The sequence below is a fragment of the Mycobacterium appelbergii genome (assembly GCF_032883035.1).
In the GTDB taxonomy this organism is placed as follows: domain Bacteria; phylum Actinomycetota; class Actinomycetes; order Mycobacteriales; family Mycobacteriaceae; genus Mycobacterium; species Mycobacterium appelbergii.
Window position 1 is genome coordinate 74305 of the sequence record NZ_JAMQTH010000022.1, and the last position, 19242, is coordinate 93546.

Annotated in this window: 18 protein-coding genes; 8 read left to right on the plus strand and 10 right to left on the minus strand. The window is 67.4% G+C overall.

All coding sequences use genetic code 11. The annotated features are described in order from the left end of the window. Positions 1 to 4 precede the first annotated feature (4 nt). Positions 5 to 943 carry an SDR family oxidoreductase gene (locus M1247_RS34705; RefSeq protein WP_317160989.1) on the plus strand — a complete coding sequence of 313 codons (939 nt, stop codon included), beginning with the start codon at positions 5 to 7 and terminating at the stop codon, positions 941 to 943. A 13-nt stretch (positions 944 to 956) separates the two neighbouring features. On the opposite strand, the gene M1247_RS34710 is transcribed toward M1247_RS34705, so the two are convergent. The 3 genes from M1247_RS34710 to M1247_RS34720 form a co-directional block, all read right to left on the minus strand. Then, positions 957 to 1679: an SDR family NAD(P)-dependent oxidoreductase gene (locus M1247_RS34710; protein WP_317160990.1), complete on the minus strand. Its 723-nt coding sequence runs from the start codon at positions 1677 to 1679 to the stop codon at positions 957 to 959. Between the two features lie 19 nt (positions 1680 to 1698). Further along, positions 1699 to 2319 carry a sigma-70 family RNA polymerase sigma factor gene (locus tag M1247_RS34715; protein WP_317160991.1) on the minus strand — a complete coding sequence of 207 codons (621 nt, stop codon included), beginning with the start codon at positions 2317 to 2319 and terminating at the stop codon, positions 1699 to 1701. A gap of 209 nt (positions 2320 to 2528) precedes the next feature. Continuing rightward, the gene (locus tag M1247_RS34720; protein ID WP_317160992.1) at positions 2529 to 5348 is read right to left on the minus strand and encodes a helix-turn-helix transcriptional regulator; all 2820 of its coding nucleotides are present in this window, start codon (positions 5346 to 5348) and stop codon (positions 2529 to 2531) included. A 132-nt stretch (positions 5349 to 5480) separates the two neighbouring features. On the opposite strand from M1247_RS34720, the gene M1247_RS34725 reads away from it, so the two are divergent. Beyond that, positions 5481 to 6386, plus strand: coding sequence for an RNA polymerase sigma-70 factor (locus tag M1247_RS34725; protein ID WP_317160993.1), 906 nt, complete (start codon positions 5481 to 5483; stop codon positions 6384 to 6386). Here the strand turns inward: M1247_RS34725 and M1247_RS34730 are convergent. Continuing rightward, complete coding sequence (locus tag M1247_RS34730) at positions 6363 to 8093, minus strand: L-aspartate oxidase (protein ID WP_317160994.1); 1731 nt, start codon at positions 8091 to 8093, stop codon at positions 6363 to 6365. The two genes, M1247_RS34725 and M1247_RS34730, sit on opposite strands and share 24 nt — an antisense overlap. Positions 8094 to 8246: 153 nt before the next feature. Here M1247_RS34730 and M1247_RS34735 point away from each other — a divergent pair, with 153 nt between their 5' ends. Then, the gene (locus tag M1247_RS34735; RefSeq protein ID WP_317160995.1) at positions 8247 to 9008 is read left to right on the plus strand and encodes an SDR family oxidoreductase; all 762 of its coding nucleotides are present in this window, start codon (positions 8247 to 8249) and stop codon (positions 9006 to 9008) included. A gap of 65 nt (positions 9009 to 9073) precedes the next feature. Further along, a complete protein-coding gene (gene upp / locus M1247_RS34740) occupies positions 9074 to 9715 on the plus strand; it encodes a uracil phosphoribosyltransferase (protein WP_317160996.1) in 642 nt (213 codons plus the stop codon). A 27-nt stretch (positions 9716 to 9742) separates the two neighbouring features. Here upp and M1247_RS34745 read toward each other — a convergent pair whose 3' ends face one another. Both M1247_RS34745 and M1247_RS34750 read right to left on the minus strand, forming a co-directional pair. Next, positions 9743 to 11359, minus strand: coding sequence for a phospho-sugar mutase (locus M1247_RS34745; RefSeq protein WP_317160997.1), 1617 nt, complete (start codon positions 11357 to 11359; stop codon positions 9743 to 9745). Further along, positions 11356 to 11802, minus strand: a complete 447-nt coding sequence (locus M1247_RS34750) for a MarR family winged helix-turn-helix transcriptional regulator (protein ID WP_317160998.1) — start codon at positions 11800 to 11802, stop codon at positions 11356 to 11358. The genes M1247_RS34745 and M1247_RS34750 overlap by 4 nt, the downstream gene beginning before the upstream one ends. A gap of 105 nt (positions 11803 to 11907) precedes the next feature. On the opposite strand from M1247_RS34750, the gene M1247_RS34755 reads away from it, so the two are divergent. Next, positions 11908 to 13011: an AbrB family protein gene (locus M1247_RS34755; RefSeq protein ID WP_317160999.1), complete on the plus strand. Its 1104-nt coding sequence runs from the start codon at positions 11908 to 11910 to the stop codon at positions 13009 to 13011. On the opposite strand, the gene M1247_RS34760 is transcribed toward M1247_RS34755, so the two are convergent. Together M1247_RS34760 and M1247_RS34765 are read right to left on the minus strand one after the other, a co-directional pair. Continuing rightward, positions 12957 to 13664, minus strand: a complete 708-nt coding sequence (locus M1247_RS34760) for a hypothetical protein (RefSeq protein WP_317161000.1) — start codon at positions 13662 to 13664, stop codon at positions 12957 to 12959. The two genes, M1247_RS34755 and M1247_RS34760, sit on opposite strands and share 55 nt — an antisense overlap. A gap of 100 nt (positions 13665 to 13764) precedes the next feature. Further along, positions 13765 to 14910, minus strand: coding sequence for an FAD-dependent oxidoreductase (locus tag M1247_RS34765; protein ID WP_317161001.1), 1146 nt, complete (start codon positions 14908 to 14910; stop codon positions 13765 to 13767). A gap of 86 nt (positions 14911 to 14996) precedes the next feature. Between M1247_RS34765 and M1247_RS34770 the strand changes: the two genes are divergently transcribed. After that, positions 14997 to 15542, plus strand: coding sequence for a TetR/AcrR family transcriptional regulator (locus tag M1247_RS34770; protein WP_317161002.1), 546 nt, complete (start codon positions 14997 to 14999; stop codon positions 15540 to 15542). Positions 15543 to 15566: 24 nt separating this feature from the next. Here M1247_RS34770 and M1247_RS34775 read toward each other — a convergent pair whose 3' ends face one another. Next, positions 15567 to 16349, minus strand: coding sequence for a purine-nucleoside phosphorylase (locus M1247_RS34775; RefSeq protein ID WP_317161003.1), 783 nt, complete (start codon positions 16347 to 16349; stop codon positions 15567 to 15569). A gap of 37 nt (positions 16350 to 16386) precedes the next feature. Here M1247_RS34775 and M1247_RS34780 point away from each other — a divergent pair, with 37 nt between their 5' ends. Together M1247_RS34780 and M1247_RS34785 are read left to right on the plus strand one after the other, a co-directional pair. Beyond that, positions 16387 to 17568, plus strand: coding sequence for a M20 family metallopeptidase (locus tag M1247_RS34780; protein ID WP_317161004.1), 1182 nt, complete (start codon positions 16387 to 16389; stop codon positions 17566 to 17568). Next, positions 17565 to 18728 (plus strand): amidohydrolase, encoded by a 1164-nt coding sequence (locus tag M1247_RS34785; RefSeq protein ID WP_317161005.1) that lies wholly within the window; start codon positions 17565 to 17567, stop codon positions 18726 to 18728. The genes M1247_RS34780 and M1247_RS34785 overlap by 4 nt, the downstream gene beginning before the upstream one ends. A gap of 34 nt (positions 18729 to 18762) precedes the next feature. Here the strand turns inward: M1247_RS34785 and M1247_RS34790 are convergent, their stop codons facing one another. Beyond that, entirely contained in the window at positions 18763 to 19230 is a 468-nt protein-coding gene (locus M1247_RS34790) for a gamma-glutamylcyclotransferase family protein (protein ID WP_317161006.1), read from the minus strand. Positions 19231 to 19242 lie beyond the last annotated feature (12 nt).

Consider the following 19242-nt stretch of genomic DNA (forward strand, 5'->3'; position numbering starts at 1 on the left):
GCTGATGCCACGCAGGCAGTTCGAAATCACGGTCCCCAGGCTCTCGGGGAAGCGCGCGGTGATCACCGGAGCGAGTGACGGGATGGGGCTCGGCATCGCCATGACGTTGGCCGGTGCCGGGGCCGAAGTGATCATGCCGGTCCGGAACCGGCGCAAGGGGGAGACGGCTGTCGCGCGGATCCGCGAGCAGCATCCGGCGGCGGCGCTCACGCTCCACGACTTGGATCTGTCGTCGATGACGTCGGTGGCGGCGCTGGGCGAGAGATTGCGCGCTGCGGGAGCCCCGATTCACTTCCTGATCAACAACGCGGGGGTGATGACTCCACCGGAACGACAGGCGACCACCGACGGATTCGAGCTGCAGTTCGGCACGAACCATCTCGGCCATTTCGCGCTCACCGCTCACCTGTTGCCGCTCCTTAAAAAGGGCCGGGCGCGGGTGACGTCACAGGCGAGCGTCGCCGCCCGCAGCGGCACGATCAACTGGGACGACCTGAACTGGGAGCGCGGATATGACGGCATGCGCGCCTACCGGCAGTCCAAGATCGCATGCGGCCTGTTCGGGCTCGAGCTCAGCCGCCGAAGCGAGGCCGGTGCATGGGGCATCACGAGCAACATCTCCCATCCCGGTGTCGCACCGACGAGCCTGCTCGCGGCTCGCCCGGAGGTGGGACGCACGAAGGACACCCGTGAGGTCCGGATGATCCGCTGGCTCTCTGCGCGAGGCCTGATCGTGGGGACCGTGGAGACCGCGAAGCTTCCGGCATTGATCGCCGCGACCTCGCCCGAGGCCGAGAACGGCGGTTTCTACGGGCCGCAGTGGCCGGGCAACCTCGGAGGCCCTCCCGCTGCGCAGAAGCTGTGGAAGCCTCTGCGCAGCGTTCGGGACGCCTCGCGGCTGTGGTCGGTCTCCGAGGAGCTCACGGGAGCCGCCTTCCGCTGACGTCGTCGTCCTTTCAGATTGCGTGGCCGCCGCCGTCGGCGTGCAGCGTGGAGCCGGTGATGAAGCTGGACCGGGGCGAGGAGAGGAACAGCACCGCATGGGCGATCTCGGCCGGGTCGGCGGTACGCCCGAGCGGCAACGCGCGACCGAGTTCCTCGTTCGTATCGCCCCACTCCGCGTACACACCTTCGGTTCGGGTGGGCCCGGGTGCGACGCTGTTCACCCGCACCCCGCCCGCGCCGAATTCGGCAGCCCAAGTGCGGGTGAGAGATTCGACCGCGGCTTTGGAAGCGCTGTAGGTCGACGCTCCGGGAACGCCCTTTGAGGCGACCATGGAGGTGACGTTGACGATGCTGCCCCGGCCCCGCTCGAGCATTCCCGGAACCAGTTGCGCCACCAGGAAATAAGTGCCGCGCACATTGGTGTCGAACGTCCGCTGGAAGGACTCGGGGTCCTGCTCGACGGTGAGTGCACCGGGAAAGCTGGCGGCGTTGTTGACCACGATGTCGACCGCGCCGGACTGCTGGGCAAGCGATTTCACCGATTCCGGATCGGACAGATCCGCCCGTATGAACCGTGCGTTGGCGCCGATGCCGGCAGCTGCCTGCTCGCCGCGGTCCTGGTCTCTGCCCGAGATGATCACCGTTGCGCCCTCCTGGGCCAGCAGTGTCGCGCAGGCCAGTCCGATGCCGGCGGTCCCGCCCGTGACCAGCGCGGTATTTCCTGTCAGTTCCATTGAATAGTCCTTACTTTGGTTATGCAACTTGTTGTTCGTCCGGTTTGCGCCGCACGCCGCGCGCATCGGCGACTTCGGCCAGGGACATCCGCAGCCGGTCCCGGCCGCGGGATATCCGCGACATCACGGTGCCCATGGGGATGCCCATGAGTGTGGCGGTCTCGGCGTAGGTGAACCCTTGAACGTCGGCGTAGTAGAGGGCCAGTCGGAACCCTTCCGGCAACCGGTCCAGGGCTGCTCTGATGTCTTTGTCGGGAAGTGATTCCAGCGCTTCCTCCTCGGCAGAGCGGTGCCCGGTCGAGGAATGCCGTGCACTGCCGGCCAGATCACCGTCGGTGATCTCTTCCACCGGGAATTCATCGGGGCGTCGGCGCTTCTTGCGGTAGTCGCTGATCCACCGGTTGTGCATGATCCGGAACAGCCACGCCCTCAGGTTGGTGCCGGGCGTGAACCGCCGGAACCCCATGTAGGCGTGCATCAAGGTGTCCTGCACGAGGTCGTCGGCATCGGCTTCATTTCGGGTCAGGCGCTTGGCCGTTCGGTGCAGGGCGTCGCGGAACTGTAGTGCGTCGCGTTCGAAACGTGCGGTCAGTTCTTCGTCGGACTCGTCGGTCGGATCCGGTGCGAGGGCCGCGGTCATGGTGTGAATCCTCAATCCTGTTGTTGGCGATCAGACTGCGGCGAGGTTCGGGCACCGGATGAGCCCGGTACCGTCGACGACTACGACGTTGGTCATGATCAGACCTCCAAGTTGGCGCGGTGGGAGCTTCTTGTACTCCTGAGCCTTGTCGCCTGCGGTCCGTAGCGGACCCTTGGAAACCCGTAGTCACCCGTGGGGGCGGCCGTAGTTCAGCCGGCCCACGACATGCTGCGTAGCTGCCTGCGCGACGTGATGCCGAGCTTCACGAACACCTTCCTCAGATGCCACTCGACGGTGTGCGTGCTGATGAACAACTGCGCGCCGATCTCCTGATTTGTCAGTCCTTCGGCGGCCAGCCGTGCGATCTGCGCTTCCTGGGCGGTGAGGTCGTCACCGGAGCGCAGGGGTCGCTTGCGGGCCTTCTCTCCGGTCGCCAGCAGTTCCCGACGGGCGCGTTCGGCAAAGGCCTGCGCACCCATCCGGGTAAACATGTCGTGGGCCGCGCTCAGCTGTACGCGCGCGTCGACGCGTCGGTTCACACGCCGCAGCCACTCGCCGTAGCGCAGCCGCGCGCGTGCGAGATGGACGACGATGCGGGTGCGCCCGAAACGCTCGATCGCTTCGAGGTACAGACTCTCGGCGGCCTGATCGTCAGCCAACAGCGCGCCGGCACCGGCCAGTGCGCCCAGCGCCCAGTCCGTCCCACTGGGGAACGTGCGTTCTTCGAGCTGCCGCAGCCCCTGTTTGGCGGCGTCGTGTTCCTCGCACCGCGATGCCGCTTCGATCAACTCCAGGAGGGACCACCCGTAGAGGCCGAGGTCTTCGTAATCGCATGCCCGGCCGGCGGCGGCGAATGCCTCGTCATAGCGGCCCAGCCCGTTGTAGAGCACCGCTGCGGCGTAGCCGGTCAGGCCGAGTACCCGCCCCTCCTGTCTGGCGGTCCCGTCGACGGTGGCCGCATCGATCAGTTCGGTCGCCTCGGTCGCGACCCCGCGCCAGGCGGCCAGGGTCAGCGAGTGGTACTTCACCGACGCGTAGCCGGTCGAGGCGGTGATCGAATCGGCCTCCTCGATGAGCGCGGCGGCGGCCGTGAACTCTCCGGCCTGTACGTGCGCCCCCGCGCGGCACACCAGTGCCTGCGGTAGCACCGCGAGGGCTCCGGACTCTCGGGCGAGATGTACCGCTCGGGTTGTCAACTGATGCCACATCCCGTCGTCCCAGCATTCGTAGGCGGCGGTTTCCAGCAGGACCGGGAACGCCAGCCAGATGTCGCGACCGGTCGAAGTACTCGAATGATGGTGTTGGGCTAGGTCTTCCAGAGCGGAATAGATCAGTGTACGGCCGCCGCCCGGACCATCGGTGATGCGAGTGGCGATACCGTCGAGGAGCAGATCGGTCGTGGAGTTCGGAGTGGAAGCGCGCACGGCTGCGCGTGCTGATTTGGCGGCTGCAGGTAGGAGATGGGGGTCGCCGAGCCGTCCGGCGTACATCGTGGCGGCAAGCGCCTGCAGATAACTCTCGCGGGCCGACTCATCCTCGATCACCTCGAGTTGGTGTGCGACGGAGATCAATTCGGCCGCTGCCTCCGTGAGGGGCGGTGCCCACTCGTCGCCGCACCGGCTGCGGACAAAATCCATCTGGGCGCGCAACCGAGCCACCCGCGCGCTTTGGGATCGGGTCAACGGACCGAGCTCGGCCGCGGCGAGCAGATCGTAGGCTGCGATCGGTTCTGCGGCATCCCATTTCGCTTGTGCTGCCGCGAGCGCACGGGCACCGCGTTGCGCTGCGTCCGACGTCAGTGCGGTGGCTCGCTCCAGGAAAGCCGCGGCCGCGACCATGCCGCCACGTCGTTGTGCCCGGCCGGCGGATGCCTCCAACGCGGTGGCCACAGCGTCGTCGGGGCCCGTCGCGGCGTTGGCCGCGTGCCAGGCCTGCCGGTCGGGATCGAGCTCAGACGGGGTTGCCCGGGCCAGCGCCCGGTGGACGGCACGGCGCTCACCCAGATCGGCGGTGCGGTAGACGGCCGACCGCAGCAATGGATGACAGAACCGCACCCGGGAGCCCATCTCGAGTAACCCTGCGGCCTCCGCCGGTGCCAGCGCGTCGGCCGGGATGCCGAGAAGGTCGGCCACCCGTAGCAGCAGCGCCGGATCTCCGATCGGTTCGGCCGCCGCGGCCAGTACCAACCGCTGGGTGGCTGCGGGCAGTGCCTCGACCCGGCGTACGAAGCTCAGTTCGATCCGGCTGGTGAGCGGCCGGCTGCGCGGGTTGGGGAAGCCGCCGGCAAGCTCGGCGGTGGTGTGGCTGCCGGGCAGCTCCTGCAGCGCCAGCGGGTTGCCGCGGGATTCGGCGACGATGCGATCCCGGACCCGACCATCGAGCCGGCCCGGGATGATCGAGTCAAGGAACTCGCGGGCGTCGCTGTCCGGGAGGCCGTTGACCGGCAACTCCGGTAGCCCCGACAGGGCGTGGTGCACGCCGTCACGCACCGCGAACAGCAGCGCGACGGGTTCGGCCATCAGCCTGCGTCCGACGAAGGTCAGTGTCTGCATCGAGACGTGATCCACCCACTGGGCATCGTCGACCACACACACCACGGGCTGGTCTTCGGCCGCAGCCGAGATCAGGCTCAGCACCGCCAATCCCACCAGGAAGCGGTCGGGTGCGGGACCGGAACCGCGGCCGAAGGCCACCTCGAGCGCGTCGCGCTGCGGTGTCGGTAGTTCGTCCAGATAGTCCGCCAGCGGAGCGCACAGTTGTTGCAGGCCGGCGTAGGCCAGCTCCATGTCGGACTCGACACCACCGACCCGCAGTGCGCGGAATCGCACCGTGTGCTCCAGCAAGTTGTCGAGCAGCGCCGTCTTGCCGACCCCCGCTTCGCCGCGCAACACCAGTGTCCGGCTCATCCCGGAGCGGACATCGGTGACCAGTTGTTCGAGTGCCGCGCATTCACGGCTGCGACCGCGCAGACGCGGCTGCGACCGGCTGTGGTTCGACGACGGCCCGGCCAGCTGCGGTTCTTTCTTCATCAGTGACCCATTTCACGTCGGCGGCCCGGCCCAGGGCCGCTGTCTTCCTGCTCATTCAGATAGACAACGGAGCCGGTCGATCTGTGACAGTGGTCTTCATCACCACGAACGTGGGTGTGCTTGACTGTGCCCATGGCTGAACCGGATCCGGCCTCGCCCGATCTTGCGGATGCCGTAGACGTGTTCACCGCTGTCCGCTCACGACTTTTCGGTGTCGCCTACCGGATGCTGGGCAGTGTCGCCGAAGCCGAGGATGTCGTCCAGGACGTGTGGTTGCGGTGGCAGGAGTCCGACCGGGACACCGTGCGCGACCCCGTGGCCTTCCTCGTCACCGCCACCACCCGCGCCTGCCTCAACGTGCTGCAGTCGGCCAGGGCCCGTCGGGAAACCTATGCCGGGCCGTGGCTGCCTGAGCCGGTCGACACCAGTGCTGATCCCGCACTGGGCGCCGAGCGCGACGAAGCGCTGCATGTCGCGACCTTGATGCTGATGGAGAAGCTCGCGCCGCCGGAGCGCGCCGCGTACATCCTGCGGGAGGCGTTCGACTATCCCTACGGGCTCATCGCCGAGACGATCCAGGTCTCCGACGTCAACGCACGTCAACTCGTCAGCCGTGCCCGCAGACATCTGAATGTTCGACGCGCCGCCCCGGCCAGTAGCGCCGAGCAGAAGCGTCTGTTGGCCGCGTTCATCGAAGCCGCGCAGACCGGCGACATGGCTTCGCTGGAAGAGTTACTGGCCGCGGATGTGGTCAGTTACACCGACGGAAACGGTATGCGTAATGCGGCGCCCCACCCCGTCGCCGGGAGCAGAAATGTGGCGCGGTTCGTCCGTGCGTTCCGCCACCGGTTCTGGCCGGACTCGGTGGTGTCCTGGATTACCGCGAACGGTCAGCCCGGCGCGCTGGTTTCCCGTGGCGGCACAGTGGTTGCGTTCCTCACCGTGGCGGCCTCGTCCGGGGGTATCGATGAGGTGTTATGGGTGCTCACTCCGGAGAAGCTGACACATATCGCGTCACTCCACCAGCTTGCCGACTGACGAGACCTGCCGCATGTGCCTCGAAATCCGTTCGGGGATGGCAGGAATCGTTTCCCTCGTCAGGCGGCCGGGCCCCGACCAGACGAGATTGACCTGTAGTGACTCATCGACGTGCGGGTAGTCCGACCGGTTGTGGCAGCCGCGGGTCTCCCGGCGTTCCAGTGCGGCTTCGATCGTTGCCCGTGCAGCGAGGATCCCGGATTTGAGGTCGAACGCGTGGGCCAGATCGTAGAACCCGGCGATGTCGGGGTGAACGGCCAGATCCGACACCTGATTGTCGATGTCCGTCAGCACATTCAACCCGGTGCGTAAACCGGCCTCGTCGCGCACCACGCCGGCATGCTCGGTCATGGTGTTGCGGACCGCACGCTGCAGATAGCGCACGGTCTGTGATCCATCGGTGGCCAGCAAGGCGTCGATCTCATCGCGTGCATTCGATATTACTGCGGGGCAACGCTGTTGGGCGGTCAGTCGCGTCGAATAGGCGGCTGCGGCCCGGCCGACGATCCGGCCGTACACGAGCAGTTCGATCAGCGAGTTCCCGCCCAGCCGGTTCGCGCCGTGTAACCCGCTGGCGGCCTCCCCGATCGCGTACAGGCCCTCTACATCGGTGCTGTGGTCTTCCGCGCGAACCCACACGCCACCCATCGAGTAATGCGCGGTGGGCGCAATCTCGATCGGGGTGGTGGTGATGTCGAGAAGCTGCAATTCCATCAGCGTCTGATAGACCCGCGGCAGCCGCTGCATGATCTGTGTCCGTGTCAGGTGGGAGACATCGAGCCACACCCCGCCCCGTGGCGTGCCGCGACCCTCACGGATTTCGGTGAATGCGGCGAGAGCGACCCGGTCGCGGGTGGACAGTTCCATCCGCGCCGGGTCATAGCGTTCCATGAAGCGTTCCCCGAGAGTGTTCCGCAGGATGCCGCCCTCGCCCCGCGCTGCTTCTGAAACCAGTGTTCCTGCAGCATCTTCCGGTTCGATCAAGCCGGATGGATGGAACTGAACGAGCTCCGGGTCGCGGATCCGGCCGCCCGCCTCGACCGCCAACCGGAACGAGTCCCCGGTGTTCTCGTCACGGCGCGACGAGGTGTGGCGCCAGATCCGGGTGTGTCCGCCCGCGGCGAGTATGACGGCGTCGGCGTGGATGGTGAGGTGGGTCCCGTCCTCCAGATCGAAGCCGTATGCGCCGAAGATGACATTCTCCCGCACGAGCAGGCGCGTGATGTAGACCGAGTCGAGAATCGGGACAGCCAGCTGCGCGGCCCGTTCGACGAGCGTTCGCTGCAATTCGAGCCCGGTGTAATCCCCGGCGAACGCGGTCCGGCGGTAGGTGTGCGCGCCGAAGAACCGTTGGGAGATACGGCCGTCCCGTTCCCTGGCGAAGGCCATACCCCAGCGTTCCAGATCGGCGATGGCCTGGGCGGCGCCTTCGGTCACGGTCTGCACGGTCACGGGGTCGGCGAGCAGATAGCTTTCGGTGAGGGTGTCGGCGGCGTGTTGCTCCCAACTGTCCTCGGGATCCATCGTGGCCAGCGCCGCGTTGATGCCGCCCGCGGCCAGCGTGGTGTGCGCATCGGACTTCGGTCGCTTGCCGACCACCAACACATCGATGCCGCGCTCGGCGAGTTCGATTGACGCGCGCAGTCCGGAACCGCCCGTCCCGATGACGAGAACCGAGGTCGAGATCTGCTGTGCGGGACGATTCATTGCTGCTCCTGGTTTGGCCGGTACCTCCGCCTCTGGGGTAAACGCCGCGAACCTCGTCGATACATCCGGATGAATTCGGCCGCGCCCATCCGTTGGCCCAAGTAGGGGCGTGCTGCGTGGGCTGTGCTGCCCGGTGCTAACGAAAGGGTCATCATGCGAGTTGTCGTTGTCGGTGGTACCGGGCTGGTGGGGTCGCAGCTGGTGTGTGGGCTGACGGAATTCGGGCATGAGGCGGTCGCCGCTGCACCGCAGACCGGTGTCAACACCATCACCGGAGAAGGGCTGCCGGAGGTCCTCGAAGGCACCGATGTGGTGGTGGACGTGTCGAACTCGCCGTCGTTCGCCGATGCGGCGGTGATGGAGTTCTTCACGACGGCGACCACCAATGTGCTCGCCGCAGCGGCCGCTGCCGGCGTCGGACACCACGTCGCGCTGTCGGTTGTGGGCACCGACCGGTTGGCCCGGCAGAGCGGGTACTTCAAAGCGAAACTCGTGCAGGAGAATCTGATCCGGGAATCCCCGGTTCCGTTCTCCATCGTGCGGGCCACGCAGTTCTTCGAGTTCGTGACGAGCATCGCGGCCTCGGCCACCGAGGGGGACACGGTACGGCTCTCGCCGGCTCTCATCCAGCCGATGGCGTCGGCCGATGTGGCCGAGGCGGTCGCGATCGCTGCCGTAGGGGCGCCGTCGGCAGGCATCACCGAGGTCGCCGGGCCCGACCGGTACGGGCTCGACGAGCTCATCCGCGACGCGTTGCAGTTCCGAGGTGATCCCCGCACGGTGGTGGCCGATTCCGCGGCGCGGTATTGGGGCGCCGAACTGTCTGAGCGCATGTTGCTCCCGGGCGACGGCGCGGTCCTGTTCGAAACCCGGTTCGCGGACTGGGTTCGGGAGACTCCGGCCGCCGTAAGGTAGCCCCACTGAGCCCATTCGGTGGGCGGCCGCTACGCCCCGCGGCGGTGACCGTTTAAGGTCGGCGCATGGATGTACGCGTCGTCGACCACCCATTGGCCGCTGCGCGGCTCACCACGCTGCGCGACGAGCGCACCAACAATGCCGGCTTCCGGGCCGCGCTGCGTGATCTGACGATGATGCTGATCTATGAGGCGACCCGGGACGCCGCGTGTGAGCAGATCTCGGTGCGTACCCCGGTGACCGAGACCACCGGGATGCGGCTGGCCAACCCACCGCTGCTGGTGCCGGTGCTGCGCGCCGGGCTGGGCATGGTGGACCAGGCGCATGCGCTCATCCCCGAGGCACAGGTGGGCTTCGTCGGGATGGCCCGTGACGAAGAGACCCATCAGCCGGTGCCGTATCTGGCGTCCCTGCCCGACGACCTCAGCACCCAGTCGGTGTTTGTTCTCGATCCGATGCTGGCCACCGGCGGGTCGATGGCGCACACCATGGGCCTGCTGCGGGCCCGCAACGCCGTCGACATCACCGCGGTGTGTGTGGTGTGCGCCCCTCAGGGGATCGCCGCGTTGGAGGAGGTCGCCCCCGATATGCGGTTGATCACCGCGACCATCGACGACGGGCTTAACGAAATCGCCTACATAGTTCCGGGTCTGGGTGATGCGGGGGACCGTCAGTTCGGACCCCGCTGGGGCGATCGGGCGCCGTGACGGGCGACCGTTAGCGGGTCCGCGCCCTTACCAGAGCTTCACGGCGTCAACGAGTTCCGTGGCCACCGCATGGGCTCGGGCCTTCGCGGCATCGAGCTCATCGGTGGGTGGGCAGCGAACCTCGATGTAGGACTTGAGTTTCGGCTCGGTGCCTGAGGGTCGGACCACCACCCGGACGCTGGTGCCACAGTGATCACCGGTGAAGACGAGCGCGTCGGTGGATTGCTGTCCGCGTCGCTCCGCCAGGTCATCGACGGTGACATGGAATTCGGCCAGTTGAGTCGGAGGGGCCGAGCGCAGGCGGGTCATCGCGGCGGCGGCGTCATCGACCGCGCGGGACGCGGCGCGTGTCACGTGCACCCCGTGAGTGCGGGCCAGGTCGTCGAGGGCGTCGAGGACCGTGCGACCCTGATCGCGCAGGGCGCACACCAGGTCGCACGCCAGGATCGCCGCGCTGATCCCGTCCTTGTCGCGCACCGCCGACGGGTCGACGCAGTGCCCGATGGCTTCCTCGTAGGCGTACACGAGGGTGCTGCCGGGCGACCACGCACGGGCCAGCCATTTGAACCCGGTCAGCGTCTCGGCATGCTGCGCGCCGTGCGCGGCGGCGATGGCGGCCAGCATGCGCGAGGACACCACGGTGCTCGCCACCATCGCGGCCTCACTGACCGGACCCGGTTCCAGTTGCGACAAGATGTAATCGCCGAGCAGCCAACCGGTCTCGTCACCGGAGAGCATGCGCCAGCCGTCGGGGGTCGGAACGCTCACCGCGCACCGGTCGGCATCGGGGTCCAGCGCGATGGCGACGTCGGCCGCGACGTCGGCGGCCAGGGTCAGCAGTGCGTCGACGGCACCCGGTTCCTCGGGATTGGGAAAGGGCACGGTCGGAAAATCGGCGTCGGGGGCGAACTGGCTCTCGACCACGTACACGTCGTCGAAGCCGGCCAGGGCCAGTGCGTCGAGGGCGTACTCGCCGCCGACCCCGTGCAGCGGCGTCAGGGCCACCCGCACAGAACCGGTGGTGCGGCGCACCTTGGTGGTCCGGTCGAGATAGTGCCTGATCTGCCCAAGGCCGCCGGTCTGCACTGGTGCGCGCGGGATTTCATCGGCATGCGGGGCCCGGTTGACGGCCGCCTCGATCTCGACGTCGGTGGGAGAGATGATCTGCATGCCGCCCTCGGTGAACACTTTGTACCCGTTGTCCGAGGGCGGATTGTGTGAGGCGGTGATCTGAATACCGGCAACGGCAGGCATATGCCGCACGGTGAACGCGACCGCAGGGGTCGGTACGGCCGCCAGCATCAGCAGAACGTGGAATCCCTCGGCGGCAAGTACTTCTGCGGCGGCCAACGCAAACTCGTCGGAGCGGTGCCTGGCGTCGCGGCCGACCACGACCTGCGAACCGCCCAAACCGCTGTCTTTGAGCACTTGCGCGACTGCCCACGTGGTGCGCAGCACCACCGCCAGGTTCATCCCGTCGGGGCCGCCGCGTAGCGGTCCGCGTAACCCCGCGGTGCCGAAGGTCAGCGGATGGCTGAAACGGCGGTCCAGTTCTTCGGGGCTGCAGGCGGCCAGTTCGGCGGCGGTCTGTGGGTCGGGATCGTGGGCTATCCAGTCCCGCGCCGCCGTTGCGATCGACGTCATGAGGTAAGTGTGCCCGCACCGGCCTCGGAGTAAGCGAGCTTGCGGAGCACGGGCGCAACCAGCATCAGTAGATCGAACTCGAGATCGGTCAGGTTGTCGCGCATGGTGGCGTGCAGCCAGGCGTCGCGTTCGGCCCGGTCGGCCTGCAGTAGCGTGGCGCCGGCCTCGGTGATGTCGATGAGTTGGCGGCGACGGTCGTTCTCGTCCGGACGCCGGGTGATCAGCTTGCACCTGAGCAGTTCGTTGATGCTGTCGGTGAGGGACTGCACCCGAACCTGCAGCCGCACGCCCAGTTCGGCCGGGGTGGTGGTGCCGGCTCGGCTGATCTCGCCGAGCAACTGCAACTGGCTCAGCGTCAAGCCGTTGTCCGGGCGGTGTCGCCGCATCTGGCGGGTCACCGCCATCATCGACTCCCGCAGTTCAGTGGCCGAGGTCGCGATCATTACCAAGTTATACCTTGGTAATTATCCGATGTCATCCACATAACAGTGCGCAGATGTGCGCAAGTGGCAAGTGTGCGCTTACAATATTTGCTGACTGGAGGTGGGATGCGGCAGACGCTGAAGTGGGCGCTACTGACGGCGGTGACGATCGCTGTGAGTTTCGGGCTCACCCTCATCGAGGTGCCGTCTGCCGCCCTGTTCGCTGCGCTGGCAGTGGGCATCGTGCTGGCCCTCGCCTCGTTGGCGCCCGAGCGGGTGCCCCGGCGTGCGGGAGTCGTCGCCCAAGGTGTCCTCGGCGTGTATATCGGCACGATGGTGCACCACGACGCCGTCGAGGCGCTGCATTCGGACTGGCTGATCGTGTTGGCCGTCGCCGTGGCGACACTCGTGCTCAGCATTCTGGCCGGAGGGTTGCTCGGCCTGCACCGCGACGTAACCCCGTTGACGGGGTCGCTGGCACTCGTGGCAGGCGGCGCCTCCGGTTTGGTGGCCATCGCCCGTGAACTCGGCGGTGACGATCGTGTCGTCTCCGTGGTGCAGTACCTGCGCGTCGCGCTGGTCACCGGGACCATCCCGCTCGTGGTGACCCTGGTGTTCCACGCCGACCGGTCGCATCCCGCCACTGAAGTGAGCCAAACGGCGCCGGCCCCTTGGTATCTCAGCCTGGGAATGCTCGTGGTGCTGGTCACCGTGGGCGCCGTCGGCGGCCGGCTGATCCGGTTGCCCGGCGCGGGGTTGCTGGGGCCGCTGGCGCTGACCATCGTGCTGCAACTGACGGGCCTGTCGTTCGGGCTGACCGTGCCGATGGTGCTGGTGCAGGTGGGCTACATGGTGATCGGCTGGCAGGCGGGGGTGTCTTTCACGCGGGAATCGCTGCGCGCGATCGGCCGCATCCTGCCGTTGGCGTTGGTGTTGATCGTGGTACTCGGAGTGGCGACCGCGGGTCTTGGTGTGGTGCTGGCCAACGTGACCGGCATGACGCAACTGGAGGGTTACCTCGCCACCAGCCCCGGCGGCGTGTACGCGGTGCTGGCGACTGCGGCCGAAACGGGCTCGAACGTCACGTTCATCATCGCCGCGCAGGTCTTGCGGGTGTTGTTGATGTTGTTCGCGGCGCCGTTGATGGCGAAGGTGATGGTCAGGCTGACAAGCCGTCAATCTGCCGCCGGCGTGCCGGATGCCTTGTCGGAGTTCAGCACCCGGCGGTAGATGACGGGCTGGGCGGCCACACCGTTGGCTTTGAAGTTGGCAAGTACGAACGAACGGAAACTGGGACGGAACAACAGCCCGGGCAGGAACGTGCGCAGCCGTGGCCAGCTGGCGTGATTGACGACGCTGTAGTCCATGCGTTCGCCGTCCATCGGGCGGAGCAGCGTCGAGTTCGGCAGTGCGGTGCGGTTCTGGAACCAGCCGGCCGTGTATTCCCAGACGGCGTAGACAGTCTCGGCGTCGTCGCAGTGAAAGTAGTTGAACAGAAACCAGTGATCGGGGCCGTGATCGACATCGGCGATGCGGGCGGCGTTGCCCGCAGCCACCTGATAACCATGGCGCGCCGTGCGTTCCAATCCATCAGCCATGGCACGGAACGCGTTGTCGGCACGGACCTCTTCGATGGAGCCGGTGCCCCTGGTGCGGATGAGCACGACCACGTCGTACCTGGCCGGTCGCACCCCGGCATGGTGGAGGAGTTCGGCCCCTTCGCCCGGTGGACGCAACGCTCCGCGGAATACGACAGTTTCGATCACGTCCTCGCGCGCGGCCAGCTCGTCGCACCACGCCGAAACCTGGTTGAGCAGGTGCCGGCGAGCCTGCGAGGGCAACGCCAATGGGCCTGCCCACCGACCGATTTCGCCTGCCAGCACCAGAAATCCGTCGGCAGTCGGCTCGGTGAGCCGGACCTTGGTTGCAAGACTGTCGTTGACGATTCACGTTCGCTCCTTTCTGTTGCCCATGGATGAGGATTCAGCGGCGGTCCAGGCCGGACAGCCGCCAGGCCAGGTTGCGGCGGACGGCGGGAATCTTCCCGGCCAGGCGCATGACGGCGTTGCGGATCGGACGACGGCGCGCTGAGGCGGTGGCCAGTGCGGTGAGTCGGCCGGCCAGGGCGACGACGCTCTCGGCGGTCTGATGACGTGCGGTGGCGTATTCGTCGAGCAGCTGTTCAGGTTCTCCCGACAGCACCCGTGACAGGCTTTCCCCGGCGGTGATCCCGTCCTCGATGCCCAGGTTCATGCCCTGCCCACCGGCCGGGGAGTGCACATGCGCGGCATCGCCGGCGAGCAGCACGCGGTGTGCTCGGAAAGAATCCGCGATGCGGTGGTGGACGCGGAACCGTGAACCCCACACCACTTCCTCGACCACTGCCGGCTGCCTGGCCGGACCACGCCCGTCCAGCAGTCGTTGTACGAATGCGACGTCTGGATGCTGTGGTGCGTGATCGACCGTGGCGACGATTCGGTACAGGCCGTCAGGCAGTGGGGCGAGCACCACCAGGCCGGCCGGTGAGAAGTACAGGATCACCTCGTCGGCGGGCACCCCGCCGGACACGCGGACGTCGGCCAGCACGAACGACTCCTCGTAGGTTCCGCCGCTGAACGCGATGTCCGCCTGATCGCGCACCGTGCTGTGCATGCCGTCGGCGCCGACCAGATACCGAGCGCGGATCCGTTGGCCATCCGCGAACGTCGCGTCGACCCCCTCGTCGTCCTGGACGATCTCGGTGACGGTCGCGGGCCGGCTGACCTTCCCGCCCAGGCTCTCCAACCTGCTCAGCAGGAACGATTCGGTGTCGGCCTGCGAGATCATCAGCGTGTACGGGTAGCGGGTGGGCAGGTCGCCGAACGGCACCGCGATCAGCAGGTCGTCGCGATCGCGGATGGCGAAGGATGGCGTGTGCACGCCGCGCGCCACAAGATCGGCGGTCACCCCGTAGGGCTCGAGGATCTCCAGCGTGTGCGAGTGCACGACGGCGGCGCGGGAGGTGTTGGTGCCCTCGGCTTGGCTGTCGACGACTGTCACGTCGTGGCCGCGTTGCTTCAACACGATCGCGGTGGCGAGCCCGACCGGCCCCGCGCCGACTACCAGGACATCTGTGGCGGTGGTGTGCATCTCGACTCCTTTGTCAACAACTGTTGACTTCAACCGTAGGACGGTTCCGTGGCGATGTCAACGGATGTTGGCCTACAATCGTTGACATGAGGCGTGTGGCGACCGAGACCAAAGCGGCGATCCTGGCCGCAGCCCGCGAGCGGTTCGCCGCCGACGGGTATGAAAGAGCCACGATCAGGGCCATTGCGGCCGATGCCGACATCGACCCGGCGATGGTCATGCGCTACTACGGCAACAAGGAGCGGTTGTTCGCCGCCGCGGCCGAGTTCGACCTCGACCTGCCCGACCTGAGCCAGGTGCCCCGGCAACAGGTGGGCGCGACGCTCGCCGCGCACTTCGTCGAACGGTGGGAGCGGGACGAGGCGCTGCTGATCCTGTTGCGCGCCGGGGTTACCAACGAGGCTGTGGCCGAACGAATGCGGACAATCTTCGCCGCTCAGCTGGCGCCGGCGATCGCGAAGGCGGTTGCGAATGCGCACGACGCGCCGCAGCGCGCCAGCCTGGTCGCCTCACAGGTACTGGGCATGGCGCTGTGCCGGTACGTGCTCGCCTTCGGGCCGCTGGCGGCGATGTCACGCCAGGAGGTGGTCCACTGGATCGGGCCGACGCTGCAGCGCTACCTTGCCGGTTGACCGCCTCAGAACTGGTGGACCGCCTCAGAGCCGCGCGATGACCGACGCGAGCAACGACCCCATCCGCGTCGCGGACTGACGGCCCGCCTCGAGCACCTCGGCATGGCTCAACGGTTCGCCGGTCATCCCGGCGGCCAGGTTCGTCACCAGTGAGATCGCCAGCACCTCGGCTCCCGCGGCCCTGGCCGCGATCGTCTCGTGCACCGTCGACATCCCGACCAGATCGGCGCCCAGCGTGCGCAGCATCCGGATCTCGGCCGGGGTTTCGTAATGCGGGCCGGGCAGGCCTGCGTAGACACCGTCGGCCAGGTCCGGGTCGATCTCACGGGCGATGGCCCGCAACCGTGGTGCATACGCGTCGACCAGATCGACGAACTGCGCGCCGACCAACGGTGAGCGTGCGGTCAGGTTGAGATGGTCACTGATCAGGACCGGCTGGCCCACCTGATACTCGGCTCGCAGACCGCCTGCGGCGTTGGTCAACACCACCGTGTGCACCCCGGTGGCCGCGGCCGTACGTACTGGATGGACGACGTGCTGCAGGTCATGGCCCTCGTAAGCATGGATGCGGCCCACCAGCACCAGCACCCGGCTGGCACCGATCCGCACCGACAACACCTGCCCGCCGTGACCGGCCGCGCTGGGTGGGGTGAACCCCGGCAGCTCAGCCATCGGCACCACCGCCACCGGCTCACCGAGCTCGGCCACCGCCGGGGCCCAGCCCGAGCCGAGCACCACCGCGACATCATGGTGTTCGACGCCGGTGCGCGCGGCGATTGCGGTTGCGGAGTCCTCGGCTTCGGTCACAATTCGGGAGCCTAACCGGCAGTGAGATACTGCCAGCATGCCCACCGCCACCGCGTCGCTGCGCGTCGAAGACGTCGTCAATCGGCGTCGGGGCGACCTCATCGAGCTTTCCCACTCGATCCATGCCGAACCGGAGCTGGCCTTCGCCGAGCACCGCAGCTGCGCCAAGACCCAGGCGTTGGTGGCTGAGTACGGGTTCGAGATGACCGCGGCCCCCGGCGGGCTGGACACGGCTTTCCGGGCGTCTTACGGCAGCGGCCCGCTCGTCGTCGGGATCTGCGCCGAATACGACGCCCTGCCGGACATCGGGCACGCCTGCGGGCACAACATCATTGCGGCGTCGGCCGTCGGCACCGCACTGGCGCTCGCCGACGTGGCTGACGCGCTCGGTCTGACAGTGGTCCTCGTCGGCACCCCCGCCGAGGAACTGGGCGGCGGAAAAGTGTTGCTGCTCAAGGCCGGAACGTTCGACGACATCGCCGCCACGGTGATGCTGCATCCTGGCCCGGTGGACATCGCCGCGGCGCGTTCGCTGGCGCTGTCGGAGGTGACCGTGAGTTACACGGGCCGCGAATCGCACGCCGCGGTGGCGCCCTATCTCGGCGTGAACGCCGCCGACGCGGTCACGGTCGCGCAGGTGGCCATCGGCCTGCTGCGCCAGCAGCTGCTGCCCGGGCAGATGATGCACGGCATCGTCACCCACGGGGGCCAGGCCACCAACGTGATACCGGGCCGGGCCGAGATGCGTTACACCATGCGAGCCACCGACATGTCCGCGCTGCACACGCTGGAGGGCCGGATGTCCGGCTGTTTCGAGGCAGGTGCGCTCGCAACCGGGTGCACACACCATGTGGGTGAAACTGCGCCGGCCTACGCTGAACTCCTGCCCGATCCCTGGCTGTCGGAAACAGTCCGTGCGGAAATGGTCCGCCTCGGGCGTGAGCCGTTACCGGAAAGTGTGGAAGCCAGCGTGCCACTGGGCAGTACCGATATGGGCAACGTCACCCAGGTGATGCCGGGGATCCATCCGGTGATCGGCATCGAGTCCGGCGGTGCGGCGATCCATCAGCCGGAGTTCGCCGTCGCGGCTGCCGGACCGAGTGCTGACACTGCCGTGGTGGAAGGAGCGATCATGTTGGCCCGCACGGTAGTTCGGCTGGCCGAGACACCCGCTGAGCGAGACCGGGTGCTGGACAGCCTGGGGAGGCGAACATCATGAATCTGGCAGAGGTCGCGGACCGCTGGCTCAACGCGAACTACGACGAAATGGTGGCCTGGCGCAGGCACATTCACGCGCACCCCGAGCTGGGGCGCCAGGAGTTCGCCACCACCGAATTCGTCGCCAAACATCTCGCCGATGCCGGCCTCAATCCGAAGGTGCTACCCGGAGGAACCGGACTGACATGCGATTTCGGTCCTGAGGACGGCCCGCGGGTCGCGTTGCGTGCCGACATGGATGCCCTGCCGATGGCCGACCGGACGGGTGCGCCGTACGCCTCGACGGTGCCCAATGTGGCCCACGCCTGCGGTCACGACGCCCACACCGCGGTGCTGCTGGCCACCGCGCTGGCGTTGACTTCGGCGCCGGAGTTGCCGGTGGGTGTGCGGCTGATCTTCCAGGCCGCCGAGGAGCTGATGCCCGGCGGTGCCATCGACGCCATCTCGGCGGGGGTGCTGACCGGGGTATCGCGGATCTACGCCTTGCACTGCGATCCCAGGCTCGCGGTGGGTCGGGTGGCGACCAAGCCCGGGCCGATCACCTCGGCCGCGGATTCCATTGAGATCACGCTGCATTCGCCGGGCGGGCACACGTCCCGGCCGCACTTGACCGGCGACCTGGTCTACGGGCTGGGCACGCTGATCACCGGTCTGCCCGGAGTGCTTTCCCGCCGTATCGATCCGCGTCACGACACGGTGATGGTGTGGGGTGCGGTCAACGCCGGCGTCGCCGCCAATGCCATCCCGCAGATCGGCACCCTGGCCGGGACCATCCGGACCGCCAGCCGGGATACCTGGCTGACGTTGGAATCGATTGTGCAGGAAACCGTTACGGCGTTATTGGCTCCGCTGAACATCGAGCACAGTGTGAATTACCGGCGCGGCGTGCCGCCGGTGGTCAACGAGGCGTGTTCGACACGCATTCTCACCCACGCGATCGAGGCCGTCGGCCCGGATGTGCTCGCCGACACCCATCAGTCGGGTGGGGGCGAGGATTTCTCCTGGTACCTGGAGAAGGTGCCCGGCGCGATGGGCCGGCTCGGGGTGTGGAGCGGTCAAGGGCCCCAACTGGATCTGCACCAACCCACCTTCGACCTCGACGAGCGGGCCCTGGGCATCGGAGTCCGCACGATGGTCAATATCATCGCTGCCTCGTCCTGACCCCTCTGCACGCTCTCAGAGGCAGGGGGACCAGCTATGGTCCGACGTTGCTCGCCGGGCGGGTGCGCAGATCGTGCACATACTCCGGCGGCGCCCCGGCGATCTCGGCGGCATCGGCCATCACCCCGATGTACCGGGCCGACGGCAGGCCGCCTTCCCACGCATCCACCACATACAGCCAGGCCAGCGCCGGATCGGTGTCGGTATCGGATGACAGCCGGTCCACCCGGCACCGGATCTTCTTGTGGAACCCGAGCTCGGAGCCCTCCCAGCGGTCCAGGGAGAGCTCATCGGCCGGCGTCATGTCGTAGAGCACCACAAATACCTTCGACAGCGGGTCCTCGACGACGGTGGCCAGCGCGCCTTCCCAGCCGATGTCCTCACCGCCGAAGGTCAGCCGCCACCCATGGAGCCACCCCGTTCCCGCCATCGGCGAATGGGGTGCCCGCTGGAGCATTTGCTCCGGATGCATGTTGGATCCATACGCGGCGTAAAGCGGCACGGTAAGACAGCT